Source organism: Lysobacter stagni, assembly GCF_030053425.1.
GTDB classification, from domain to species: domain Bacteria; phylum Pseudomonadota; class Gammaproteobacteria; order Xanthomonadales; family Xanthomonadaceae; genus Lysobacter_J; species Lysobacter_J stagni.
In genome coordinates this window covers 1101269-1126601 of the sequence record NZ_JASGBI010000001.1, presented here as the reverse complement: position 1 = coordinate 1126601, position 25333 = coordinate 1101269, and the positions used below count along the sequence as shown (strand labels likewise).

Annotated in this window: 24 protein-coding genes; 8 read left to right on the top strand and 16 right to left on the bottom strand. The window is 65.6% G+C overall.

From position 1 onward, the window contains the following. Positions 1-338: 338 nt before the first annotated feature. The 5 genes from QLQ15_RS05020 to QLQ15_RS05000 all read right to left on the bottom strand — a co-directional run bounded on the left by QLQ15_RS05020 (position 339) and on the right by QLQ15_RS05000 (position 3828). Complete coding sequence (locus tag QLQ15_RS05020; RefSeq protein WP_283211747.1) at positions 339-1751, bottom strand: hypothetical protein; 1413 nt, start codon at positions 1749-1751, stop codon at positions 339-341. 158 nt (positions 1752-1909) lie between these two features. Then, positions 1910-2473 carry a DUF6714 family protein gene (locus QLQ15_RS05015; RefSeq protein WP_283211746.1) on the bottom strand — a complete coding sequence of 188 codons (564 nt, stop codon included), beginning with the start codon at positions 2471-2473 and terminating at the stop codon, positions 1910-1912. Between the two features lie 123 nt (positions 2474-2596). Continuing rightward, complete coding sequence (locus QLQ15_RS05010; RefSeq protein ID WP_283211745.1) at positions 2597-2905, bottom strand: hypothetical protein; 309 nt, start codon at positions 2903-2905, stop codon at positions 2597-2599. A 175-nt stretch (positions 2906-3080) separates the two neighbouring features. Beyond that, positions 3081-3338 carry a hypothetical protein gene (locus QLQ15_RS05005; protein WP_283211744.1) on the bottom strand — a complete coding sequence of 86 codons (258 nt, stop codon included), beginning with the start codon at positions 3336-3338 and terminating at the stop codon, positions 3081-3083. 145 nt (positions 3339-3483) lie between these two features. Continuing rightward, a complete protein-coding gene (locus tag QLQ15_RS05000; protein WP_283211743.1) occupies positions 3484-3828 on the bottom strand; it encodes a hypothetical protein in 345 nt (114 codons plus the stop codon). 174 nt (positions 3829-4002) lie between these two features. On the opposite strand from QLQ15_RS05000, the gene QLQ15_RS04995 reads away from it, so the two are divergent. Further along, positions 4003-5178, top strand: a complete 1176-nt coding sequence (locus QLQ15_RS04995; protein WP_283211742.1) for a VOC family protein — start codon at positions 4003-4005, stop codon at positions 5176-5178. Positions 5179-5741: 563 nt separating this feature from the next. Here the strand turns inward: QLQ15_RS04995 and QLQ15_RS04990 are convergent. Both QLQ15_RS04990 and QLQ15_RS04985 read right to left on the bottom strand, forming a co-directional pair. Then, a complete protein-coding gene (locus tag QLQ15_RS04990) occupies positions 5742-6245 on the bottom strand; it encodes a nuclear transport factor 2 family protein (protein ID WP_283211741.1) in 504 nt (167 codons plus the stop codon). A gap of 69 nt (positions 6246-6314) precedes the next feature. Further along, complete coding sequence (locus QLQ15_RS04985; protein ID WP_283211740.1) at positions 6315-6533, bottom strand: hypothetical protein; 219 nt, start codon at positions 6531-6533, stop codon at positions 6315-6317. Positions 6534-6785: 252 nt separating this feature from the next. Between QLQ15_RS04985 and QLQ15_RS04980 the strand changes: the two genes are divergently transcribed. From QLQ15_RS04980 to QLQ15_RS04960, 5 genes are all read left to right on the top strand, one after another. After that, a complete protein-coding gene (locus QLQ15_RS04980) occupies positions 6786-7076 on the top strand; it encodes a hypothetical protein (RefSeq protein ID WP_283211739.1) in 291 nt (96 codons plus the stop codon). A gap of 261 nt (positions 7077-7337) precedes the next feature. Further along, entirely contained in the window at positions 7338-8417 is a 1080-nt protein-coding gene (locus QLQ15_RS04975; protein ID WP_283211738.1) for a sensor histidine kinase, read from the top strand. Beyond that, positions 8414-9175 carry a LytR/AlgR family response regulator transcription factor gene (locus QLQ15_RS04970; RefSeq protein ID WP_283211737.1) on the top strand — a complete coding sequence of 254 codons (762 nt, stop codon included), beginning with the start codon at positions 8414-8416 and terminating at the stop codon, positions 9173-9175. Before QLQ15_RS04975 ends, QLQ15_RS04970 begins: the two co-directional genes overlap by 4 nt. Before the next feature lie 204 nt (positions 9176-9379). Beyond that, positions 9380-9925 carry an ester cyclase gene (locus QLQ15_RS04965; RefSeq protein ID WP_283211736.1) on the top strand — a complete coding sequence of 182 codons (546 nt, stop codon included), beginning with the start codon at positions 9380-9382 and terminating at the stop codon, positions 9923-9925. A gap of 222 nt (positions 9926-10147) precedes the next feature. Beyond that, positions 10148-10993, top strand: a complete 846-nt coding sequence (locus QLQ15_RS04960; protein WP_283213931.1) for a bile acid:sodium symporter family protein — start codon at positions 10148-10150, stop codon at positions 10991-10993. A gap of 16 nt (positions 10994-11009) precedes the next feature. Here QLQ15_RS04960 and QLQ15_RS04955 read toward each other — a convergent pair whose 3' ends face one another. Next, a complete protein-coding gene (locus QLQ15_RS04955) occupies positions 11010-12533 on the bottom strand; it encodes an arylsulfatase (RefSeq protein ID WP_283211735.1) in 1524 nt (507 codons plus the stop codon). 187 nt (positions 12534-12720) lie between these two features. Between QLQ15_RS04955 and QLQ15_RS04950 the strand changes: the two genes are divergently transcribed. Together QLQ15_RS04950 and QLQ15_RS04945 are read left to right on the top strand one after the other, a co-directional pair. Beyond that, on the top strand, positions 12721-15030 hold the full coding sequence (locus QLQ15_RS04950; protein ID WP_283211734.1) for an arylsulfatase: 2310 nt from the start codon (positions 12721-12723) through the stop codon (positions 15028-15030). A 475-nt stretch (positions 15031-15505) separates the two neighbouring features. Then, complete coding sequence (locus QLQ15_RS04945) at positions 15506-16348, top strand: hypothetical protein (RefSeq protein WP_283211733.1); 843 nt, start codon at positions 15506-15508, stop codon at positions 16346-16348. A gap of 78 nt (positions 16349-16426) precedes the next feature. Here QLQ15_RS04945 and QLQ15_RS04940 read toward each other — a convergent pair whose 3' ends face one another. The 8 genes from QLQ15_RS04940 to QLQ15_RS04905 form a co-directional block, all read right to left on the bottom strand. After that, complete coding sequence (locus QLQ15_RS04940) at positions 16427-17629, bottom strand: right-handed parallel beta-helix repeat-containing protein (protein ID WP_283211732.1); 1203 nt, start codon at positions 17627-17629, stop codon at positions 16427-16429. Between the two features lie 332 nt (positions 17630-17961). Continuing rightward, the gene (locus QLQ15_RS04935) at positions 17962-19275 is read right to left on the bottom strand and encodes a DUF58 domain-containing protein (RefSeq protein WP_283211731.1); all 1314 of its coding nucleotides are present in this window, start codon (positions 19273-19275) and stop codon (positions 17962-17964) included. Further along, a complete protein-coding gene (locus QLQ15_RS04930) occupies positions 19266-19697 on the bottom strand; it encodes a DUF2628 domain-containing protein (protein WP_283211730.1) in 432 nt (143 codons plus the stop codon). Before QLQ15_RS04930 ends, QLQ15_RS04935 begins: the two co-directional genes overlap by 10 nt. A 27-nt stretch (positions 19698-19724) precedes the next feature. Next, a complete protein-coding gene (locus QLQ15_RS04925; RefSeq protein WP_283211729.1) occupies positions 19725-20717 on the bottom strand; it encodes an AAA family ATPase in 993 nt (330 codons plus the stop codon). Positions 20718-20740: 23 nt separating this feature from the next. Next, entirely contained in the window at positions 20741-21874 is a 1134-nt protein-coding gene (locus tag QLQ15_RS04920; RefSeq protein ID WP_283211728.1) for a DUF4350 domain-containing protein, read from the bottom strand. Next, positions 21871-23541 (bottom strand): DUF4129 domain-containing protein, encoded by a 1671-nt coding sequence (locus QLQ15_RS04915; RefSeq protein ID WP_283211727.1) that lies wholly within the window; start codon positions 23539-23541, stop codon positions 21871-21873. The genes QLQ15_RS04920 and QLQ15_RS04915 overlap by 4 nt, the downstream gene beginning before the upstream one ends. Next, positions 23538-24548 carry a stage II sporulation protein M gene (locus QLQ15_RS04910; protein ID WP_283211726.1) on the bottom strand — a complete coding sequence of 337 codons (1011 nt, stop codon included), beginning with the start codon at positions 24546-24548 and terminating at the stop codon, positions 23538-23540. The genes QLQ15_RS04915 and QLQ15_RS04910 overlap by 4 nt, the downstream gene beginning before the upstream one ends. After that, positions 24545-25225: an RDD family protein gene (locus tag QLQ15_RS04905; protein ID WP_283211725.1), complete on the bottom strand. Its 681-nt coding sequence runs from the start codon at positions 25223-25225 to the stop codon at positions 24545-24547. Before QLQ15_RS04905 ends, QLQ15_RS04910 begins: the two co-directional genes overlap by 4 nt. Positions 25226-25333 lie beyond the last annotated feature (108 nt).

Genomic DNA, 25333 nt, shown 5'->3' with positions numbered 1-25333 from the left:
CGATGGCTAAGGTGGGTATCGCACCCGCATTGCCAGCAGCATAGGGATCGCCGGGCCGCCACTCCGAGAGGACAAGCTCACTGGCGACGCGGTGGGCCTGCAGGAGACCGGGCGTCCGAACCAGCCGTGTGGTGAAGAACCCGATGGCAGAGTCACCTCCCTCGAAGGCATAGGAGATACCTGCGCTCGAGAGCCTGACTCTGAAGTACGGCATGGATGAGCGATCCGACGAAGAATGTACCTGGCTACCCGGATGTCCGCTCCGGGGCGGAAGCGGGCATTAGCACTGCGGGCTGGCCGCTTCCGCTTGAATGTCCGCTATCGGCCAGAACCGGACATCATCGAACGGAAGAACCTTCCGCGTTCCCGAAGGCAAATGGCAGCGCCACCCGAACGTGGATGCGACTGATGATCCGATTGTCGCGGTCGGCCTGGATGGTCCCGAGGTCAGGGGTCCGGCCGGTATTAGACAGTTGCAGCAATTCGACCTCGAGTTGATTGCCGGAAAGCGTCGCTGACTCGACGAGCTTGACCATGCTCCCGCGCCATGCGACGCCGGGCAGGGGTACCTTGTAAGTCGCCTTGAGCCATCGGTCGACGTCGTAGTGATTCAACGTCAGCCGGACCGGCCCGTACTTGCCGTCCTGCGGCACCGCAGGCATGACCAGCACCAGCACGCCCCCATCGCGCAGCGCGAACACCCATTGCGCCCCCTGATAGGACAGGTCGTCGGCCGGCAGCGGAGACGCGATAAGTCGGTCTTGACGTCGCGTCAGCAGGCACAGCTCGCGCACCCTGCACATCGACGAGAACACCGCGCCGTCTAGACTTTCCTGTGGCGTGCGGAAGCGCGCTTGCAGCTCCGCCGCGGAAATCATCTCGTTGATCGGTTCCTGCGTGATCTCCGAAGCCGGTACGACGACGGGATCGGGCAGGTTCTCCGTCGAAAATGGGGGGATGTCCTTGAAGCGGAAGGAGGCGAGACTGTAGTAGCGACCCTTGAGATCGCGAGGCTGCTTGACCTGCGCATTCATGAGGCGATCCTTTCCGAAATCTATGCCATGCGGAACCGCGCGGAGGAAGGGACTGCGCAAGCCGGCGCAGGAGGTATACCGACCAGCCCGCGCCGAGCGCATGTCGCTGTCGAAGGTCCTGAACTCTGTGACCGCCCTGCCGCTGCGTGTCTCGTAAAGCCCCTGCGTGATTCGATCATAGGACCTAAACCAGGTCTTGCGCCGGTCGTGGTGCCAGCGCGCCGTATACTCGGCCGAGGGCGCGGCAACGCCCTGCACTGCGAAGCAAAGGCCGCGGGGAATGACGATTGCAACCTCTTGACTGGCACTCACCGTCCCGATCAGCTCCTGCGTGAAGCGATAGGCGTCCGCGCAAGCTGGCATGCCCACCGGCTCCAGTGACATGCGCAGGTACGGCGATGCGATGCGCAGTGGTGCAAGCGCGCGGTCCGACGTTTCCGAGCGTCTTACTTCGACGAACTGCATTCCGCCCTGCGTCAGCAAGGCGAGCACGTCGCGACTGACGGGATCGGGCCCGTTGCCCGGGTCATCGTATTCGAAGTGCTCGAGCAACACGCCCGCGGACGCTACGTCGTGCCCAGCTAGGTACCTTCCTTCGTCATTGCAAAGGGACTCGAGCACGCGGTCGCGGCAGCCGGCGAGTAGCAGCAGCGATGCGGCGATTCCCACGCGGACGAGTGCGGTAAAAGCCCACCGCTCGGCACGCATCGATTCCATCCTTCCCCCAAGTCCCTACGCCAACGCTATCGCAGGCGGCAACGGCGGGCAACGGCGGGCAACGGCGGGCAACGCACGCGAGGATCAGTCCGACCATGCGTCCGCGCGGATGTCCGCTTTCGGCCACAAGCGGACATTGTCCGGAAGGCCGCTGCCCATCAGGCGCATTCTTTCCAGAAGGTCAGCGCCCCTTCTGCATCCTCTCGTAAGTACACAGCCGCATTGCTCGCCATGTACCTGAGGAATTCCGCGATTGCATTGCGCTGATCGAGCTGTAGAAGACTGTATTGCAAGAGGTTGTATAGGGGGGCTTCACTGCTTGGAGTAAGCCCGAAGATGACGCCACCAGGGACAGAGCTTTCCCAGATGGGTCTATTGGCATGAACTATCGAGTACACCATGTAGGCCGGAAGGTAATAGCGGAACTCCTCTGCCTGCATGTGGGCCAGCTGGCACTCGCAGTGCTCGATCTCAAGATCGGATATGTCCTGCCATCTCGAGTCCGTTCTGATGATCCCAGCCAGTCGCCACTCCTCCTCCGTGATGTCACCCGCCAATCCTCTCTCATCCGTGAGCAGGAACTGCCGAAGTGACATGCTCGGTCGAGGAACTCCGTCAAACGCAAGCTCGATAGTCTCGCGAATCCTTCGCTTCGTTACCTCCATGCTTCCCGATCTCCAGTAATCGAACCCGAGTGTCCGCTTTGGGTCGAAAGCTGACATTAGCACCAGTCTCAGCCGTCACCCTGCCCCAATGTCCGCTACCGGCCAGGAGCGGACGTTCGCTTGTCCCAGAATTTAGGCCGGTCGCCTTGCAGCATCAGCTTGGATGTTGCGACGTACCGGTCATCGCCCCGGGAGCGTGAAGCAGGCGTAGACATACAGCCCAACCACCGCCGTGAGACAGACGGCCATCGCATCGCAAATAAAGGAAAGTCTCGGGCTGCCCAAGGCGGTATGACGCCGCCTATAGATGTATGCGGCAATCCGGAGGAACTGGCCTTTACCAATGCGGAAAGACGGCTCGCCCAAGGCCACGAACTCGGCGGGATGCCGCGTCCTGAGGTAACGCTGGAAGTACGCCACCAACCCAAGCCACAAGGCCGTGAACACAAGAACGGAGAGAACTAACCATGGCTCGTGCGAGAAGGTCATTGAGGGGTTCAATCAACCAGTAGGTTGCGCTCAGGAAAACTGGCATACCGAGACCCCGCGAACCTGTACTTAGCGAAGTCCCATATGTCCGCTTCGGGTCGAAAGCGGACATGGCCACTGCCGACCGCCCCACTCCCGCCCAATGTCCGCCATTGGCCAGAAGCGGTCCACCAAGTTAGAGGTCGATCGATTCGCTTGGGCCGACGGCCCGACTACCAAGACTCAGGTTGTTCGCCTCTGAGGGTTGTTGAATCTGGAATGTAATCTGGCCTATTCCCCCCTCGCCGATAAAGTCGCTTGTGGCATGGAAGTGCTGATCGGGATCGGCCTTGATCACTTGCAATGAAGCGATAAGGAGATCGATGTCCCGCACTGACAGTCCCACTTCGATCTCAACCCAGCCATTCTTCCAGTCTTCCAACGAGGCACGCATCGCTCGACTCCCAACTTCAAGGCAGGCAATCTACCAAGCTTCCGATGTCCTCTTTAGGGCGAAAGCGGACATTTGCATCGCTCCGGCCGCGCCACCCGGCCCAATGTCCACTATCGGCCAGAAGCGGACATTCCCTGCTTGGCGCTCAGCGGCTGACCGTGATCGGGTTGAGCTTGTCGCCTTGCTTATAGAACGCAGGCAACCCGGCAGCACGAGCGATGATCGCAACATCAATAATGTCTTGAACGGTGGCATCGTCGCCGTACAGCAGGACGACCGAGGTGAGGCCCTCAGACGCCTTGGCTGCACGAATCGCATCGCCCATGCGGTCTGGCGTGTAGGTCCGCCCTCGCCACGAGAACTCGTCGCCTGGCCTCGCTGAAATCTCGGCGGGAACGTCGCCTGCGTATGTCGCCGCATTCGGGACAGACGCACATGCAGCCAAGAAGGCCGAAGCCGCGACAATCGCTATCCGTTTCATGATTTCCATCCATCTCCCAGTCGCCCGACATGCCTCAAGCGAGATTTTCAGTGTCCGCTTTGGGTCGAAAGCGGACATTAGCACCGATCCCAATGCCCCTCGCCGGGCGGCTCCAACGATGAGGGGCGCTCTTCGCGTTGCCAGGAACGTCGTCCGCTGCAGGCGTAAAAGAATCATCCGTCCATGCTCGTGGTCGGCTTCTGGTGCGCGCCGAGGCGGCGACGGCTGGGGACGATGCGTTCCAGCCAGATGTGCGCATGCGCTGTGCGTGGTCCGCAGCGCGCGCGGACGGCTTCATGCGCGCACAGCGCACGCCACCTGCCATGGAGATCCGGAATGAACCTGCAACGATCCAAGCCATGGAGCCGCCTGTCGGCTCTGTGTTGCGCACTGATCCTGGGCACCTCGACGCCGATCGCGATCGCCGCCGATGCGAGGCAACTGGACAGGCAACCGGGATACACCAACGAGATCGACCATGCCCTGCTGTGGGGGCGCTCCATCGACCAGGTCAGCATGGTCATGGCGATGAAGCTTGGCTTCCAGGTGCGGCCGGGGCGCAATCCGGATGGCGTGGCCAACCGCTACGTGCGCTTCGGGGATCGCAGCTACCTTGAACTGTTCGGAATCGAGCGAGCGGACGCCGAGCTGGATCCAGGCATGCAGGCCGACCAATCCTCGCTGCATGGAGCCCCCGGCGCGCGCACCTTCGGCCTGCGCGCGTCGAACCTCGAAGGGACGCTGGCACTACTGAAGGCGCAGGGGTTCGCGCCGACGCCGGTCTTCAGCGCTTCGCCCGACGACCCCGATGGCGACGGACCTTCCAGGCCGCCCCGTTGGCGTCTGTTCGCTTTCGAGCGTTCGCCCTTGTCCAGCCATCTCTTCTACATCGACTATTCCGCGCTCGAAGCGACGCCGGCGCGCGTCGTCGATACTCGTGTCGCACAGGAGCAGCCCAATGGTGCCCAGGCGCTGACCGGGATCTGGCTGCTCTCGTCGGACGCGGATGCAGACCGCAGGCAGCTTGAACGCATGGGCTTCGGTGGCGCCACACCCGTCCGCCTTCGGCGGATCGCCGCACAGGGGTACCGCATCCAGGTCGGACACAAGGAGCTGCTCGCCCTGCAGCCGGCTGGCCCGGGAACCGCCGCGGAAGCGTTGCGCGATGGCGGCCCGCAAGTGCTTGGCATCAGCATCGAGGTGCAGGATATCGACCGCGCGCAACGACGCGTAGAACGTGGTTACGACGTCCGCATCCCACGCTATCAGGGGTCGCAGGGCGATGCGTTCCTGGCGCCGACGCAGGAGGACCTCGGCCTGCTGGTCGAATTCCATGCATCGAAATCCGGTGACTCGTAGCCGTGAGCGAGATATCCAGTGAGTGCTGCGCTCCAGGCCGTTCCCCAAGGGCACGCAACGCGGTTGCGCGTCTGCATTGGGCCGGGTGGCCAGCGCCGCACTCCCCAACCATGTCCGCTATCTGCCAGAAGCGGTCATTCGCCGTTATCGGCGGAGAAACAATCTGCCACCACAACTAGTGCACCAGCCGCCAAACGGCCAAAGAAGCATGAATGGCCCCGCAGGCACGTAACCAACGCGGCGACCGCACAACGGGCACGGCCAGAACGCTGCGCCAACGGAAATAGCGCCCCACACGACGAACGAGATGAGGAGAATGGCGCCGTCTGCTACGAACAGACAGACCAACACAACGGCAAATGACACCCACGCGGCAATACGCAATTGCCGGAACTGACTCCACCTTGCCCTCTCAGCATTGCGCTCCATACGCACCTTTCGAGTGACCTCTATGGGTCGAACGCGGACATTAGCACTGCCGACGCGCTTCGCCTTCCTCCGATGTCCGCTATCGATCCGTCGATGGCGCGCAATGCCATCACATCCCTCGCCCTGCGCGCCGGCTAGTCGTTAGGACGGTGCCCGTAGCTCAGGACGCGGGTGATCTTCCAGAGTCCGTTCTGGTTGTGCCAGACGATGACGAAGTCGGCCATTCCTTCGCACTTGCCACTGTCGAAGTGGCAGAAGCGATGCGCCCCCTGTTCGATGGCGCCGTAATCCTTGATCGGGAACACCTTCAAGGTTCCCGGTACGAGCTCGCGTCGGAACTTTCCGCACACATGCTTCGCGGTGTTCTGGAGCATGCTCGTCCGCGAGTGGGTGACCCCGCCGGTGTCGTGATAGAACTCGACGTCCGATGCGAAGTAGCCGGCATGTCGATCCAGCTGCGCGGGGTCGCTGCAGGTGTTGAATGCGTCGAACACCGCGGCATCGAGTGCGGCGATGGTGTCCTGCAGGGATTCGGTCGGCGGCACGGCAGGTGGATCGTCATGGCCTCCCGCCACGGCGCCACCCGACATGGCCACGGCCACCAGTGGGGCGGCCATCATCGACATGATCGTCTTCATGCTTGCGTGTCCCTGTAATCGGTCGATCTTGAGTGGTGTCCTGCCCACGATCTGCGCGTAGCGCGCGGCTTACGCAGGCACAGGTCGTGGGCGCCAGCCCAGGAGACGCGCCGGCAGCGTCAGCAGTGCATGCAGCAAAGCGAACATCGCGGAGAACGTGATGCCGATCAGCCGCAAAGGCAGGGAAACCAGCCAGGCCAGCGGCCACAGCACCAATGCCAGCAGCGCGAGCGGCCAGCACAGCACCAGCAGCAGGCACCAGGCCAGCAGAGCGATGAGGGTTTTCACGAGCGACTCGCAGGGCGATGCCGGTCATCCGGCGGGGATCAGGCTGCGATCACCCGACACCGCCTGGCAACCGCCATGCGACGAATCGTGGAATGGGCCGACGAAACCGGGAATATGGGGATGGCCGGGGGCGCAGGACCGCTCGTAGCCGGCAGCTGTGCGGCCGTCGGGTGCGTTGTTCGATGTCAGCTAGGGGCCAGGGGCGGACGGTCGCAAACCAAGCCGCCCACTGTAGTGGCTAGACTAGCCACTATGACACGCCGCTCACTGCAAGCCGCACTTGCCGCCTTCGCGCTCATCCTCGCGATCATGTTCGCCATGTGGGTCGCGACGGGTACGCCACTGCGCTGGACCAAGGGCGTTGTCATTCCCGGTTCCTGCACGCGCGTGGCGAGCGCGTACGCCTGCCAGGTGGAACTCGTGCCCGACGGCGCGCACGTGACTGCGCGATCCGATGCAGCCCTCACCGGGGGGAACGGGGTTGAGCTGCGCGTATGGCACGACATGGTGGCGGGCACAGACACCTACACCGTAGTGCGCTGACTCCTCGGAGCCGGCGCGCCCTGGGCCGAGTGTCCGCTTTCGGTTGACCGCGGTCGAAGCTTCAGCCGCTTTCGACCCATAGCGGGCACTTGAGGAGGCGCTGTGAGCTGGAGAAGTGCTGTCAGAGATGCGGTGTGCCGATCAGGGAGGGAGCCGCGGAGCATTTGGGTATGCTGCCAACGCCGGCGACGGGGTCGGCGACTGGAAGCAGTCCGACCGATGACACAGCTCGCTGGAGAAGAGCACCAAGGGGCGCGACCGGTGGTGGAGAACGAGGCCGGAATCAGCCGCAGGGGCGTAGCCATTCTGGCGGCGTGGACGCTGGTCGCGATGCTCCTCGCCGGGCAGGCCTGGTTTGCCGCACAGGTGCGCGGCGAACCGTTGGCGTGGGCGCGTGCCAGTGTCATCTGGCTCGTCTGGGCCGCGGTCTGGGCTGCCCTCACGCCGATCGCGCTGCGACTGGAGGCACGGTTCCCGCTGCAGCGACCGCGCTTGCTTGGCGCGCTTGCAGTGCACGGCGTCGCTTCGGCGACCTGCGCCCTGCTCAACCTGGCGCTCTTCGCGCTGGCGGCGCCATTCGTCGGGGCGACCCAGGTCGAGCCCACCTGGCTCGGCACCTTCAGCCGACTGCTTGGCACGACGCTTCTGCTGAACCTCCCGGTGTACTGGCTGATCGTCGCCGCGGCACATGTGGCGCGACTCGCGCGGACCGCCCGGGAAAAGGATCGTCGGCAACTCCGCCTCGAAGCGCAGCTGGCCGATGCCCGCCTGCAGACATTGCGCACCCAGCTGCAGCCCCACTTCCTTTTCAACGCCCTCAACACGATCTCGGTGCTGATGCACGAGAACGTCGACTCGGCAGACCGGGTCCTCCTGCAGCTCAGCGCGTTGCTGCGCCGCTCGCTCGACAGCACCGACGCGCATGAGGTGACGCTCGGCGAGGAGATCGGCTTTCTCCAGAGCTATCTCGAGATCGAGCAGGCCCGCTTCGGCGGGCGTCTGAGCTACCGGATCCTCATCCCTGATCAGGCTCTCGAAGCGCGGGTCCCGAACCTGATCCTCCAACCCCTGGTCGAGAACGCGCTGCGCCATGGACTGGCCACGCGCGCCGGACCGGGGCAGGTGGAAATCAGGGCGGACCGGCAGGGCGACTCGCTCCTGCTGCGCGTTGTCGATGACGGCCGAGGGCTGCCACCGGCGACGACCGAACGCGTCGGCCTGGCAAACACCAGGGCGCGGTTGCGCCTGCTGTATGCGGACAAGCAACGCTTCGACGTGCGAAATTCCGATGACGGCGGCGTCATCGCCGAGATCGAGCTGCCTTGGCGCACCGCCCCATGACCATCCGCGCACTGATCGTTGACGATGAACCCGTCGCCCGGCGCGGGATACTGCGGCTCCTGCGGCAGGAGCCGGACATCGAAGTCGTCGGAGAGTGCGGCGACGGTGAAGCCGCGATCTCGGCAATCAGCACGCTTTCGCCCGACCTCGTCTTCCTTGATGTACAGATGCCCGAACTCGACGGGTTCGCTGTCATTGACGCCATCAGGGGAAACCGCATGCCAGCGGTGGTGTTCGTGACCGCATTCGATCAACACGCCGTGCGGGCGTTCGATGCGCAGGCGCTCGACTACGTGCTGAAACCGATAGATCCGGAACGCTTCCGCCGTGCGCTGCAACGCGTCCGCTCCCACCTGGCCCATCCCGATGGCGACTTCGTCCGCCGCGTTTCCGAGGCCTTGAAGTCGATCGATCGAGGAGAGCTGCAGCGCTACCCCTTGCGGCTCGCCATCCGTTCCGAGCGTCGCGTTCGATTGCTCGACGTCGGCGAGGTCGACCGCATCGTCGCCGCGGGCAACTACGTCGAGATCCACACAGGCGCGAAACATCACCTGATGCGCGAGACAATGGCCAGCCTCGAGTCCCGGCTGGACCCACAACGCTTCATCCGGGTATCGCGGGCGGCGATCATCAGCATTGCCCAGATTCGCGAAGTGCAGCCACTGCTCAATGGGGACTTCGTCGTTCTCCTCAAGAATGGCGCGCAGGTGAACGGCAGCCGCCGCTATCGGGCGGCGCTCGACGTGTTGCTTGGTTGACCGCTGTCTTCCGCAGGTCTCGCGGGCGGACTGGGCGGTAGACCTTCGCGCAGGACGGGCGATCCGAACCGTTACGGCATCGCTCTCGTCACTGCGCAGCCCCCACTCGTCCCACCGTCGCGTCCGCCGGACACAGAAGCGACGCGAGCGCCCATTCGCCAGTCCATCTTCCGCAACACGCACTTCCGCGTTTCGGAGATGTCCATGAAAACGAGCAACATCCTGCTGTCCGCAGTGGCAACCATCGTCGCTCTGGCCGGCGCAATTCCGTGTGGGGCCAATGCGTCCGACGGTGTTCGCGCTGAGTCCCTGGAGCTCAACAAGTCGATCACCCGCAAGGTGTACGAGGAAGGTCTCAGTCAGGGTCGATTCGAAGTTCCGTACAGTGCGGACTTCGTTGGTCACGGCGGCAGGGCGACCTTTACCCATGCCGATGGCATGGCCGAAGCCAAGGGATGGCGCAAGGCGTTTCCGGATCTGAAGGTCACGGTCGACAAGCAGGTTGCCGAGCGGGACCTGGTGGCGGTGCGCTGGACGGCGCTCGGAACCAACACCGGCGCTGGCAATGGCATTCCGGCCACCGGTCGCGCAGTGCAGATCACGGGCACGACGCTGTTCCGGATGGCTGATGGGCGAATCGCCGAAGAATGGACATGCGCCGATTCGCTTGGATTGATGAGGCAACTGGGCATGCTGGCGCCACCAGCAGCGGCGCCGGCGACCAACGCAAGCTCCGCCGGTGCTCCCTGACCCGGCCACGCAGAGCCGATCAGCCGCAGTCTCACACTGTCAGGGGCGTCGCCGCAGTCGCTAGTGCTGGATGCGGTGGCATGGGTGCTCGGAAGTTCGCGAGCACCCGGCGCCGCGGACGTACGAACGCCGCCGCCCATGAACCGGCGGACGTTCGCACCTCACGCCGCCTAGACGCATTCAAACCAAGACTACGACCTGCCTTTGAGTGGTGAGGTGAGCATGCACGCGCTGGTGATGCTGGGCATACAGGCGAGCATCCTGGGCGCCGTGTTCTGCTTCGGCCTGCAAGCGACATTGCAGGATGCGCTTCACCTGACGCGACATCGCAGCTTGTTGTTGCGCTCACTGCTTTCGATGTTCCTGGTGATGCCGGCCGCGGCGCTGGTCATCCAGGGTTTGTTCTCGTTGCCCAAGCCCACGCAGATCGTGCTGGTGGCGCTGGCCATCTCGCCCATTCCGCCCTTGCTGCCGAAGAAGGAGGGGAAGGCGGGTGGTCTTGCCGATTACGGACTCGGGCTGATGGTTACCGTGGGGTTGCTCGCCATCGTTCTGGTGCCGCTGGCCGTCGAACTGTTGGCCCGCTATTTCGACCGGCCGTTCCACGTGTCCGGCATGACGGTGGCGAAGCCGGTGCTGGTCATGATCGCGATGCCTCTGGTGCTTGGAATGCTGGTGCACGCATGGAAGCCGGAAGTCGCCGCGCGCCTGGTGAAGCCGATACTCGTCGCCTCGACGGTGCTGCTGGCGGTGTGCGCGCTGGCGATCATCGTGAGCGTGGCTCCCACGCTGGTCGCGCTGATTGGAGACGGCACGTTATGGGCGATGCTTCTGTTCGCGTGTGTCGGGCTGGTGTCGGGCCATTGGCTGGGCGGACCCGTCGCCGAGCAGAGGACGGTGCTGGCGCTGTCCACGGCGTCGCGACATCCCGCCATCGCCCTGGCCATCGCCAAGGGCAATTTTCCGGACGAGCGTCACCTGGCAGCCACCGTCGTGCTGTACCTGCTGGTGGTGACGATAACGGTCGTTCCCTACGTGCAATGGCGAAAGCGTTCGAGCGGTGGATGAAGGAACACGCAGCCGCTCAGAGTCCGATGTCCTTTGGCGGAAACTTCTTGAACGTCGCCGCATGCGCCTTCAGCTCCGCCGACATGGGCGCAATGAACGCGTTCATGCGATGGCCGACGGGGTACTCCTCTTTCGGGTCGATGTAGAGGTTGAACAGCCACGGTGCGATGCCGACCGATGCCACCGTCGTCATGTCGATATCCAGCCACTGCGCGTGGGTGGTCATGACCTTGATGTGGATCTTGTATTCGTACATGCGCATGGCCATGAGGTCCTTCTCGGCCCAGATGAACACCTTTTCCCGGCACGACTCGCCGCCGTCGCACAGCAGGAACGAGACCTGGCTAATGCCATCGATGTACCGGTCCTGTGGCACTTTGTCCTCCGCACCGGCCAAGGCCAGGCAGGTGTTGAACAGGTCCATCAGATCGAACAGCCCATCGCTCTCGCGACCCGGCGAGATCATGCCTTTCCAGTAGGCGATACCGGGAACGCGGACGCCGCCTTCCCACGCGGACGACTTCGCGCCGCGGAATGGGCTGTATCCCGCGTCCGGCCAGCTGTCGCGTTGGGGACCGTTGTCCGACGTGATGAAGATGAACGTGTTCTCCAACACCCCGGCCTGATCCAACGCATCGACGATCTCACCGATGTAGGTATCGACTTCCACGACGCTGTCCTTGTAGGGGAACTTGCTCGAACTGGCCCCCTCGAAGGCCTTGGACGGGAAGTTGTCGGCGTGCACCTTCATGAAGGCGTGTTCCAGGAAGAATGGCTTTCCCGATGCCGCAAGCTCCCTGATCTTGCCGATCGAGAACTCCTTCAACTTCCGATCGCCGTCGGCGACGTCGTCCAGGCACGTGATCCTGCTGGCCTCCTCGGTCCTTCCGCCTTTCCATCCGTGGATGAGTGCCTCGCTCCCGCCCTCGGCGCGCAGGGCCGCCAATCGTTCCGGGTTCAGCAGCAGATCCGGGTAACGCCGCTTGTCGAACGCCTGCGACAGCTCCTTCTGAGCCGGATAGAAGCCGTAGAACTCATCGAAGCCCACGTCGTGGGGGCGCATGCCTTCGGCCTCGCCCACATGCCATTTGCCGCTGAGCACGGTGGTGTAACCGGAATCGCTCAGCAGTGCGGCCAGGCTGATCTCGTCCTCCCACGGATTCTTTCCGACGCGATCGCCGGCCAGGATCGGTCGAGTGAGTCCGGTCCGCACCGGAAGACGACCGGTAAGGATCGCCGAGCGCGTGGGCGTGCACGTGGGCTGCGAGTAGGTCGACGTCAGCTTCAGGCCTTCGCGTGCCAGCCGGTCCATATTCGGCGTGGCCGCACCGATGGCCTCGCCACCACCGAATGCACCGGGGTCGCCGTAGCCCATGTCGTCGATCAGGAACCAGACGATGTTCGGTCGCTGCCCCTTCGCTTCGATGAGCGCATCGAGCTTCGCTTTCGCTGCGTTGGCCTGCTCCACGTGCGGAACCGCGGGCTCGAGATTGTCCCGAGTGCGCTCGGCCTTGCTGAGTGTGCTGGTGCGCTCGCTCACGGCAAACTCCTTCCATCCGGAGCGATGGACTTCACCCCCGCTGGCATCAACAGTGCGTGAAGGATGCATCCGCGCGAGCCGATGCCGGCGCGCGGGGGTTGACCACTGCCAATCGTGCACGCCTTTCTCACGCTCGATAGACAGTCCCCGACAGAAGATCGCTACTTCATTCCGTCGGAGAAGCGAGATGGGCAAGAAGGAAGACGCGACGGTCGGCACGCCGGACATCCTCCCCCGACCGGATTTCCATTTCGACGGACAGGTGGGTCGCACTTACGCCGATTCCGATCCCGCGCAGTTTCCGCAGCCCGTCCAGCCGCCGCCTGGCGCACCCAACATCGTGCTGATACTGCTCGACGACGTGGGCTTCGGTCAGTTCAGCACCTTCGGTGGTGGCGTGCCGTCGCCGACGATGGACCGGCTCGCCGCCGAAGGCCTGCGCTACAACCATTTCCACACGACGGCGCTGTGCAGCCCGACGCGCGCGGCGCTCATCACCGGCAGGAACCACCACTCGACGTCCTTTGCCGGCATCACCGAGGTCGCCACCGGGTACGACGGCTACTGCTGCGTGCTGCCGCGCAGTTGCGGAACCATTGGCGAAGTGCTTCGCCAGAACGGTTACATGACGGCGTGGATTGGAAAGAACCACAACACACCCACGTGGGAAACCAGCGCGGCGGGGCCGTTCGACCGCTGGGCCAACGGACTTGGGTTCGACTACTTCTATGGCTTCAACGCCGGCGACATGAATCACTGGAGTCCGTTGCTGTTCGAGAACCGCGACCTGGTGCCGGCGTCGGAGGATCCCGACTACCACCTCACCGAAGACCTGGCCGATCGGGCCATCGCATGGGTGCGCAAGGTCAAGAGCATCGCGCCGGACAAGCCATACTTTCTCTACGTCGCACCAGGCGCCACGCACGCACCGCATCACGCATCGAAGGCCTGGATCGACAAGTTCAAGGGGCAGTTCGACATGGGCTGGGACGCCTATCGCGAACAGACGCTGGAACGACAGAAGAAGCTCGGCGTGGTCCCCAAGGACACGAAGCTCACCGTTCGATCGAAGGGGCTGCCCGCGTGGGACGACCTCAACGCGGACCAGAAGCGTTTGTATGCCCGGATGATGGAGGTGTTCGCCGCCTACGGCGCGCAGGTCGACGTCGCGATGGGCCGCATCATCGATGCGGTCAAGGAGCTGCCGGATGCCGACAACACCATCATCCTCTACATCGCCGGCGACAATGGCTCCAGCGCCGAGGGCGGCCTGGAGGGTTCGCTGTGCGAGAACCTGTTCTTCAACGGCATTTCCGAGAAGTGGCAGGACAACCTGAAGGCCATCGACGAGCTGGGCGGACCGAAGCACTTCAACCACTTCCCATCGTCGTGGGCGCACGCGATGAACACGCCGTTCCAGTGGACCAAGCAGGTGGCCAGCCACTTCGGCGGCACGCGAAACCCGATGATCATCAGCTGGCCGCAACGCATCAAGGACAAGGCCGGGCTGCGCGATCAGTTCATCCACACGATCGACATCGTGCCGACCCTCTACGAGGCCTGCGGCGTCACGGCGCCGCGCGAACTCAACGGCGTGCCACAGAAGCCCATCGAGGGCATCAGCTTCGCCTTCACCTTCGAGGACGCCAAAGCGCCGAGCAGGCGACGAACGCAGTACTTCGAACTGGGCTGCAATCGCGGCCTCTACCACGATGGCTGGATGGCCTCGGCGCCATCGTTCGTGCCGTGGGAACCCAACCGCTCCGAAGACTGGAGCCCGGACCAGCAGGTGTGGGAGCTGTACAAGATCGACGAGGACTTCTCCCAGGCGAACGACCTGGCGAGCCAGCACCCCGACAAGCTGCGTGAGCTGCAGGACCTGTGGTGGGCGGAAGCCTCCCGGTACAACGTGCTGCCGCTCGACTGGCGCGCCTCGATTCGATTGAACTCCGAAGCGATGGGCCGTCCATCGCTGGTGGGCAAACGCACAAACGCCGTGTACTACCCCGGCATGGTCGCCCTTCCCGATGGCGCGTGCATGCGCATGCTCAACAAGTCGTGGACGATCACTGCCGACATCGAGCTGCCCGACGACAAGGCCAGCGGCATGATCGTCACGCATGGCGGACTGGAAGGCGGTTACGGCCTGTACCTGCGCGACGGCAAGCCGACGTTCGTCTACAACTTCCTGTCGATCGACCGCACCACTGTTGCCAGTAGCCAGGCGCTGGGTAAAGGCAAGACGCAGCTGGTGGTCGACTTCAAGTACGACGGCGGCGGCATGGGCAAGGGCGGCAGCCTCAAGGTGTCGGCCAACGGCAAGACCCTGGCGGAAGGACGACTGGAGAAGACGGTGCCCGTCCAGTTCTCGCTGGGTGAAGGCCTCGACATCGGGATGGATACCGGCTCGCCGATCGACTTCACCTACACGATGCCGTTCGCCTTCAGCGGTCGGATCGAGAAAGTGACCGTCGAGACCTTCCCGGAAAAGGCCTGAAGTCCATTGGAAGTTGAGCAGGCCCCGCTATGGATCCAGAGCGGGCCATCTGCCCTTCCGGTTCCTTTCGCAGCGTTTCCCGTGTGTCAGCGATGACACACGCCGGCAATGTCACGCGACACGGCCGGGCCACACTCTCACGACCGTCTGATCCCGCTCACGCTGCCCGGCGCCGCGGTTTCGCAGTAATGAGGTCGTGACGCATTGATCGCAGTGCAGTACCCGGTTCGTCGGCGGCACCTGTCATCGCCATTGCCCGCGTGAACGCGGTAACGCCACGCGCATCGATCGACCGCGAGCGGATTGCGATCGCCTGCATGAATCCGCCCTTCGCGCGGTGAAGGCGTCCGCAGCAACGGTCGATCTGCCCGCGCATACCGCCGCCGTGGTCGTCACGACGGTGATCGTTCTGCTGCTGGGCTGGGCGGTGTTCCACCACACCGCGATCGTGCCGGTCGACACGGAAGACGACGCGATGCAGGTGTTCTTCATTCCGCGTGCGCGCCCACCCGTGCCGCGCATGCCGAACGTCGCGGCCAGGCGAGCTGCGCCAGAAGCGGAAATCGGGGCGGCGCAAGCGGAGCTACCACGCAACGCACCGGCACCGACCGCGGCGAGCACAAGCACCGAGGTGTATTCGCCGGACGGTCGCATCCGCCTGCCCGCCAACATCGCCATCGATCCCCTGAAGCCCGAGGCGCTTCCGCCCGGTGCGTCCGATGGCGACGCTCCCGCGAGCGCCAGCCGGATCTTCGAACGACGCAACCCGATCGACTATCGGCCCACCCGCTTCGACAAGGACTGGGCAAGCGACGGGACCCTGGGAGATGTCGCGTTGCAGAAGCTCGGCAATCGCCTGGAGGGATTCGCTGCATTGAGCCGGTTCGTCTTCGGTAAAGACCATTCTGCGCGAGCCCGCCCACCTCCGGACGTGCCCTTCAACCCGGCACTGCACGAGCGCCCTTCCGACCTCGGCAGCGAAGCCACCGGCGATGCGTACAAGGCGGCACCCATCAAGTTCGAGCACGCGCCGGACCTGAAGGGCGAGGCGAGCCGGCGCATCCGCGCCAGCGCGGACGAGCTGCTCAAACGTCATACCGACTGCGATCCACTGCTGTTGAAGCGCCTGCTGGCGCCCGTGCAGGCGAACATCGTCGAGCTCGAGCATATCGAGCGGGCGATGGCACACGGCGTCGATCCGACCCAGGCCGAGCACCTGATGCCGCGCAGCGCCGATCGCGCCTACGACCTCGCGCGCCGTGCGCTGTGGTACGCGGACAAGCAACTCAAGGGATGCAGGCCATCGTCGGGAAACTAGCAGCTGGCATCGGCCGTGCCCGAGACGGGAGATCGACAGCCGGAGCTCCCTGGCATCCGGCCGTCCTCCACACTCGCGCTACTTCGCGTACTGGTTGGCCGTGACGCGGATGTCGGTGCTGTCGGTGGATGCGGCGATGTGCGCACCGTTGCCGTTGTTGCCAGCCACCAGGCCGGTCATGGTCACGTACGGCGTGGTGGCGGTATTCACGCCGTGCAGGCGGGTGTGGTTGTTCTTGAACACGTTGCCGCTGGCCTGGTAGGACAGCGTGGCGGCGCTGAACATCACGCCGTACAGGTAGTTGTGCTGGAAACGGTTCTGCGCGATGTAGCCGCTGTTCGCACCCACCGTGAGCAGGCCGTAGCCGCCGTTGTACTCGAGCGTGCAGTTCTTCACCGTCACGCCCTTCACTCGCTTGTACGACAGGATGCCGTTGCCCTTGTTGTAGCGGAGCAGGCAGTTCTGGATGTGCACGGTATCGGTGGTGCGCGAGTCGTTGGAGTCCGGCTCGATGTCGATGCCGCACTGCGGCGCGATGCCGTTGGAGTAGCTGAACTCGCTGTCGTAGACCTTGACGTTGGTCGAGCAGCCGATGGTCAGCCCCTGGCGACGGTTGTTGGTGGAGACGATGTTGGCGATCACCACATCGGTGCTCGGGATGGTCGGCGCACCGGTGACCATGGCGCCGCCGATCGAGACACCATCGCCCCAGCAGTTGGAGATGTGCATGTCGCGCACCGTGACGCGCGAGGCGCCGCGGATCATGATGCCGTGGCCCCACTCACCCGTCGTTCCCAGGTGCGTATCGCGGTCGCCGATGATCTGGCCACCGGATATCTCCACGTCGGACACCTTGAAGACCATCAGCACATAGGCGCGCTCGGCGCTGTTGCGCTTGGCCAGCAGGCGCGCCCCTTCGGCCAGCTGCAGATGCATCTTGCTGCGCAGGCGCACGTTGACGGTGGGGTCCAGCACGTAGTCGCCTGCCGGGACGGTCACGGTGCCGCCGGTGGCGGGCAGCGCATCGATGGCGGCCTGGAAGGCGGCGGTGTCGTCGTTGCTGCCGTTTCCGGCTGCGCCATGGTCGCGCACGCTGACGATGTCGGCTCCGCGCGCGCGGGCGATCGGGGTGTAGGTCGCGGAGGTCGTCGCGCCCGCGGCGGCGAAGACCTTGCCGATTCCACCGAACCCGAGCACGGCCGGCGCCGCGAGGATGAGGCTCTTCTGGATGAGTTGGCGGCGCGGCATGGCGGCCGCGTGTTCGGCGCGGATCTTGTTCACGTTCGTTTCCGGATGGAAGGATTGGTCGCTGGCACGAGGCCCGCGTAGATGAAGCGAAGGACTTCCGGCCTCCCCGTCGCCCTTCGCATCATCACGTCACGATCATCTTCGTGACTGAGGCGTACGCTAGCTCACACCATCGTGCCAGTGATGAATCCGAGGCCAGCAACTTCCGGATTTGTGGGCGCGTCCGAAGATTCACGGCGGGATCGTTCAGACGCGCGTGAGGTTCATCTTTCTGACTGCGCCTTCCGTGACTTCGTGCGTTGACGCTTTGCGCCTGCTGCGCGAACGGTTTGCCGGAATGCGGCGCTTCGCGCCCGCCGCTTCAGCTACAACAAGCCGTCGCGCTTCACCGCCAGGTACTTCTCCACCAGCGACGCCGCCAGCTGATCGCAGGCCACGTCCAGCACCATCACACCGTGGTTGCGCAGCGCTTCATGCGCGGCGTTGCGCTGGGCGATGTACTGCGCGGTGGCACCGGCGCGGATGGCACCGGGCAAGTCGTCGACCGGGTCCGACAACGCTTGATCGAGTGCGCCTTCACGCAGACTGGCCACGCACACCAGGTGCCGCTTGCGCAGCATCCTGACGGCAGCCAGCACGTCGTCCATGTCTTCGTCGCGCAGGTTGGTCACCAGCATCACCAGCGAACGGCGCCGCTGGCGCACCGACAGTTCCGTCGCCGCGGCGAGGAAATCCGTGGCGACCGGTTGCGGCTGCAGCGCGTACGTCGCACGCATCAGTTCGTCGATGGCGCCCACGCCGCGTCGCGGCGGCACCCACGCGCTGGCGCCGCCACTGGCCAGCATGCCGACCGCGTCTCCCTGGCGCAGCGCGAGGTAGGCCACGACCAGCGCCGCATCGAGCACGTGGTCGAAGTGCGCCAGCTCGCCGTCGCGTGCGAGCAGACGGCGGCCGGTGTCGAGCAGCATCACCAGTTGCTGGTTGCGCTCGTCCTGGTATTCGCGCGAAATCAGGCGCCGTGCGCGCGCGGTGGCCTTCCAGTCCACCTGGCGCAGGCTGTCGCCGATGCGGTATTCGCGCATCTGGTGGAAATCCGTTCCTTCACCGCGCCGCCTGCGCAGGTGCGCGCCGACCAGGCGCGAGGCCTGTTCCGCGCTGAACATGGTGAACCGCGCCAGCGGCGCGAAGTTGGGGAACACGCGCACGTCCTGCCCGGTTCCGGCAACGCGTGAGTGCCACCACAGGCGCAACGGCGAGTGCATGCGCAGCTGCACGCCATCGAAGCGGAAGTCGCCGCGTGCGTTGGCGCGCAGGTGGTAGTCCAACGAGGTCGCCTCGCCACCACGCAGCGACAGCCGTCGTGGCAGACCGTGCATGCTCCAGCCACCGGGGTGCAGGTCGAATACGTCCACGCGCTGGCGACTGTCCGTCTCCAGGTTCAGCGTGACGGGTCGCTCGATGCCGACCGGCCAGGTGTCGGGCATGCGACGCGTGATGCGGGGCGTCGGTCTGCGCAATGCGAGCACCGCATCGGCCACCAGCAATGCAAGCAGACCCGCGCCCGCCGCGTACCACGCGATCATGTCGACCGCTTCGAACACGACCGCCAGCCCGAGCGCCGCCCATAACGCCAGCAAGGCGAGCGCGGGCGGCGCGGGACGGGGAATGCTTACAGCCACGGGTATTCCTCAAGGACCCGCTGGCGGTAGTACGTGATGTTGGCACGCAGCGAATAGACCGCGGCCATGCCATAGCCCACGGACCGCGCAAGGCGACCCAGTCCGGCCAGTTCAAGCACCACGACGATGGCGAAGACGATCAGCAGGTACGCCACCGCAGGCCGCCACATGCCCTTGATCAGGTAATAGAAGGGGCCGAAGAAGAACGCGAGCACGTTGAAGTTGATCGACATGCGCTCGCCGAAGGAAAGGTCGCGGAAGTGGGTCATCTGCACGCCGCCGGCCTTCTCGATCAGGCGGAAGCGGCGCTTCCACGTCTCGGACACATCCAGATCGGCGATGGGATCGTGTTCGCGTTCCGGCCGCGATTGCGTGGCGCGCGAGGACGGGGCGACTTCGTAGGGATTCCAGGACTCGCTCATGACCTCTCCTTTGGTACTTCGCGATGGTTACTTGCGCGGCGCTTCGACCTTCGACAGCAGTGCGTGCAGCACGTCGTCCGGTGACTGGCCTTCGATCTGCAGTTCGGGCGCAAGCGCGATGCGGTGGCGCAGCGCGGGCTTGGCGATCTCGCGCACATCATCGGGCGTGACGAAATCGCGACCGGACAGCACCGCCTGCGCGCGCGCGGCGCGCACCAGTGCCAGGCTGCCGCGCGGTCCCGCGCCCAATGCGATGCCGGCCCAGTCGCGCGTGGCGGCGACGATGCGCACGACGTAGTCGATCACCGCCTCGTCCACCTGGGTGAGTGCGGTGCCGGCCTGCATCGCGACGATGTCCTGCGGTCCCAGCACGCGCGCCACCTGTGACAGATCGAAGTCCGATGCCGCACGGCCCTGGCTCACGGCGGCGACCATGCGCTTCTCGTCGGCACGCGAGGGATAGCCGATGAGCACCTTCAGCAGGAAGCGGTCGAGCTGCGCCTCCGGCAATGGATAGGTGCCTTCCTGCTCCACCGGGTTCTGCGTGGCCAAGGTGAGGAACGGCGGCGGGAGCTGGAAACTGTGGCCTTCGATGGTGACCTGCAGTTCCTGCATCGCTTCCAGCAGTGCCGACTGCGTCTTGGCCGGCGCGCGGTTGATCTCGTCGGCCAGCAGCAGGTTCGTGAACACCGGGCCGCGACGGATGTTGAACGTCTCCGTCTTCGGGTTCCACACCGCGTGGCCGCTGATGTCGCCGGGCATCAGGTCGGGCGTGAACTGCACGCGGGAGAAGCTGCAGTCCAGCGCACGCGCCAGCGCGCGCACCAGCAGCGTCTTTCCCAGACCGGGCACGCCTTCGATCAGCACATGGCCGCCGGCGAGCAACGCGATCAGGATCTGGTCCAGCACGGCTTCCTGACCGATGAAGGCCTTCCCGACTTCTTCGCGCACGGCAGCGGCGCGCGCGGCCAGCGCTTGCCCGGCGAGCGGAACCAGGGGAGTGGCGGTGTCAGCGTTCATGAGGTGGCTCTCGGTTGTTCGGGTCAGAGTGAGTTGCGCATGCGGACGAGCGTCGCCACGCGCTGGCGGAACGCCGCGCGGTCGCGGGCGATGGGCGTGGACAAGGCGTCGCGGATTTCGGCCGGCGGCATCGCCAGTCGCTGTGCGAGCAGCGCGACCTGCGGTTCGCCGCGCAGTGCCGCGGCTTCCGGATCGCGCCGGCGCAGGCGTGCGAGGAAGGCGTCGAGCGCGGCCTGGTGCAGCAGGTGTGCGTAGCCGTAGCGGTAGACGTGCTCGCCGCTGGCGACGATGTGCTCCATCAGCGAGCGGCGCTCCGAAGCGGGCGCGGGCAACTGTGGCCCGAAGCGCTGCGAGCGCCGCCACAGCCACGCCAGCAGCGCGAGCATCAACGGCGCCCACGCCATCCAGCTTCGGGTCAGCAGCGTCCACCAGAACGACGGCACCTGCGCGTCGTAGATCAGGTGCACGGCGCCGGCGCGGTAGTTGGGGGCCAGCAGTTGCCGGGCCAGCGCAACGTGTGGGCCGTCCTTCATCGCATCGTTCTCGAGGAAGTCGAAATCGGCGAGAACATCGACCAAACCGCGACCATGGCGCAGACGGGCGAAGGCCAGCGTGTCGCGTTCGTCGCGCCACTGCAGCAGCGGCGTGGGCGAGGCCGGTGACAGGCGGAAGTGGCTGCCCTCGCAGAACTCGACGTGCGGGTCTTCGCCGCGCACCCGCAGGCCCGCGCAGCCGGGCGCCGTGGGAACGATGTCAAAGCGCGACAGCAGGGACGAATGGCCGTGGTCGGCCCGGTTCCCGCCCGGCGGCGTACGCACCAGCAAATGGCCACCCTGTTCGACCCAGGCCAGCAGCGCATCGACGTCCGCCGTCATCAGCGTCTGTGGGTCGCTGTAGATCAGCACGGTATCGCGCGGCCCAAGGGATACGCGATCACGCTGCAGGCGTGGTCGCGCCACGGCATTCACGCCGTCCAGGCGCAGGGCCAGCTTGAGCACGTACAGCGGATTGCTGCGTGCCTCGCCCGTGCGCGGCACCTCGACCGACTTCTCGACGCGCACGAAGCTGTAGTTCCACCAGGCGATGGCGGCGGCCACGGCCACGACGAACGCGATCGCGAGGATCGCCGACAGCGGCGGGCGGCGCAGAACGCTCATGCGCGTTCCCCTTCGGCCACGCGGGTCGTGGACCACGCGAAGCATTCGACGACCTGACGCAACAACGTTTCAAACCCGTCCGAATCGGGAAACCGTTGCGCGTACGCGGCGTATTGCCAGGCGTGCACGACGCGCGTGAACACGTCGCGTTCCGCGGCGAGCGGGAGGCGGCGCGAGACGCGCAGGACTTCGGCCTCCGTCGCACCAGGCACCAGTACGACCTGCGCACGCGCGGTCATGGTTTCGACGCTGGCGCGGTACATCAAGGCCAGCGCCTCGCGTTGCCGGCCCTCGCGCCACAGGCGGCCGATGGCGGACGGCAGGTCGTCGGGCAGCGCAGCCGGGGCCTCCACGGCCTCGCGCTTCAACGTGTCCTGTTCGCGCTCCTCGCGCGCGCCACGACGGAACCAGCCGATCCAGCGCGGCAGGGTCAACACCAGCGCCAACAGCAACATGCCGGCGATGATCCACAGGCCGTACTCGGCCGCTACGGCCAGGAAGGCGCCCATGCCGACCAGGAACGCGTTGTCCTGGCGACGTTCTTCTTTCTTCTTCTCGGCGGGCTTGCGTGCCTTCCACGACGAGACCTGACGCTTGGGCGACACGGTCGGATCGGCGAAGGCGCGCTTGGTCGCATCGCGCAGCGAGCGATCGTCGGCGAGGGGAGCGCGGAAGACCTGCTCCAGCGTCACCGCCGGCCGGGTCTTGGCGATCGCCTGGCGTGCCTGTTCGGCCTCTTTCCGCGCCTGCGCGTCGGGCGTCGCCTTCCCTTCATCCTCGGAGGCCGGCTGCGATTCGTTGGCTGGCGCCGTCGGCCCCTGCCAGCTCCCCGCCTCCTGCGCCTGCGCCTGCGAAACCAATGGAGCAAACAGTCCAGCCACCGCCAGCAGCAAGGCCAGCGGCGCGGCGCCGGCCAGCAGGCGGGCCCGCAGGCGTCGCAGGGTCAGCTCGATGTCCCAGGCTTCGATCTCGGTGCGGCGGTTTAGGTACAGGCCAAAGCCGGCACCGACGAAGAACGGCTCGATGATGCTCGTCGCCAGCCAGACCACGGCGTTGCTCGCCAGCGCCATCCACATCGGCGGATTCGCCAGCAGCACCCACAGCTTCGCCACCGTCCCCGACGCGTACTCGTTCGGCACGAACAGCATCACCAGCGCGACCATGCCCAACGACAATGCCAGGACGAAGTGCAGGCAGACCACCGTCAGCAGGGACGCGACGCCGTAGACGGGGGCGCCCAGTGCCTGGCGACGCGCGCGCGCTTCGCTGCCGCGCGCGTCTTCGAGCAGGTCGATGGGCAGGTACAGCGAGCGGACCAGACCAAGGCGGCGCCAGCTGAGGTACGGCAGCAGCCAACGGCGTCCCCACGTCCACTGCGCCTTCAGTGTCTGCGCGGGCGTGGGCACGTCGCCGAACACGGCACGCGAGAGGACGAACAGCGCGATGCGATCGAAAGCGGGCTTGAGCCACCACATCAGCAGTGCGCCCAGCCACGCCCGGTCCAGCGACCACGCCAGCAGGTTGGCCAGCACGAACACCGGCAGCGTCAGCGCCAGCCAGGGTTTCCAGATCGCGCCAGCGTGGCGGCGCGTGAGCGCCATGCCCAGCTCCACCGCCTCCCAGGCGGTGCGCGGACGCAGTGCGACGGTCAGCGCCTCGATCTTCATGGCGCCGCGTCCTCATGCACGCGGTTGCGTCCGCCCAGCAGCAGCCACGCACCGATGAGGCACCACAGCGCGCCGCCCACGCTGTACTTGATCCACGCCGGCATCCAGCCGATGGACGACCAGAACGCTTCGACGAATGCGGCGAAGACCAGCATCGCCAGCACGCCCATGCACAGCAGCGCACCGCGACGACCGCCTTCGACCAGCGAGTCGATGCGACGCTGCCGCCCAGGCGCGACCAGCGACAATCCCAGGCGCAGGCCCGCGCCGCCGGCGATGACCACGGCGGTGAGTTCCGGCGCGGAATGGCCGGCGACGAAACGCCAGAACGGGTCGCCATGACCGACTGCCTGCAGATGACCGGCCACGCCGCCGATCATGATGCCGTTGAACACCAGCACCAGCACCGAGCCGATGCCCGCCAGCAGACCGCTGGCGAAGGTCTTGAAGCCGATCGAGATGTTGTTCCAGATGTAGCCGCCGAAGGCCGCGATGTCCGAATCGCTCTCGCGTCCCAGCTTGCGTATGGGGCTGTCCGGGTCGTACATCGACTCGAAGCTGGCCAGCATGCTCTGGTCGAACAGCGAGCTGGACAGCTCCGGCTGGCGCACGATCGCGATGAAGATGGCCACGGCCGGCACCCAGAACAGCACGAACGCAGCGAGCATGCAGCCGCGCTCGGCGCGCACCAGCCGCGGGAACCCGGCGATCAGGAATTCCGCGGCCCGGCGCCAGCGCGGCGAGGGCGTGCGATACAGCTCGCCGTGGCCGCGCTGCATCAGGTCCTGCAGGCGTCCGGTCACCATCGGGCTGTAGCCGCGACGGCGCGCCAGTGCGAGCTGCTGGCACAGGCGGCGGTACTGCATCGGCATGTCGGCGTCGGGGAGGCCGCGCCACGTTCGACGCGCGCGGCGTGCTTCGCGCGCGCGGCCGGCGCGACCGTCGAGCCAGGCCTCGAAGGCGAGCCACTCGTCCTGGTGGCGACGGACGAAATCTTCCTGCCTCATCGGCGCCCCAGCAGCCAGTTGGCGATGCCGTACAGGCGTGCCACCGACAGCATGCCGCGTGCACCGGTGAGCGGCTCGGCCAGGTCGGCCAGTTCGGCCTGGCGCGCTTCGGTCAGGCGCGGGGCGCGTTCGGCGAAAGCGACCAGCGCGACCTGCTCGTGCGGGCGCAGCGCCATCGATGGCGCGAGCACGTGATGCATCGGCGCTGCGGTGGGTTCGCGCGGTCGCGTGTCGTGCACGACCACGGTGCCGGCCACCAGATCCCCCAGGCGACGGCCCCAGGGATCGGCCAACCCGCACGCCAGCCCGGCCGCGTAACCCATCGGCAACATGTCGACCACGCGCAGCAGGTTGCGTGCGAACACGGCCATCCAGCCCACCGGCGCGCCGTTGCCGGCGATCACGCGCAGGCCCAATGCGCGCTTGCCGGGCGTGCGGCCGTCCCACATCGCCTCGAACAGCACCGGGTAGAACCAGTAGACGAGGAACATGACGACGGCGAAGTAGCCGGCACCGCTGGGGCCGAGCAAACCCAGCACCATGAGCATGCCCAGCAGCACCACGGCGCGGATGAGGAAGTCGATGATCCAGGCCAGCGCGCGCGGCACCGGACCGGCTGCCGAGAGGTGCAGTGACACGCCTTCCGGTGTGACGACTTCCCGATAGGTGTCGAGCATCAGGCGTTCACGACCATCGTGTCGGCCGCCGTTGGCGCCGCATACGGATTGCGGTGTGCGGAGGCTTCCATGTTCCCCATCTCCCAGTGGCGCGGCGTCACGACCCCC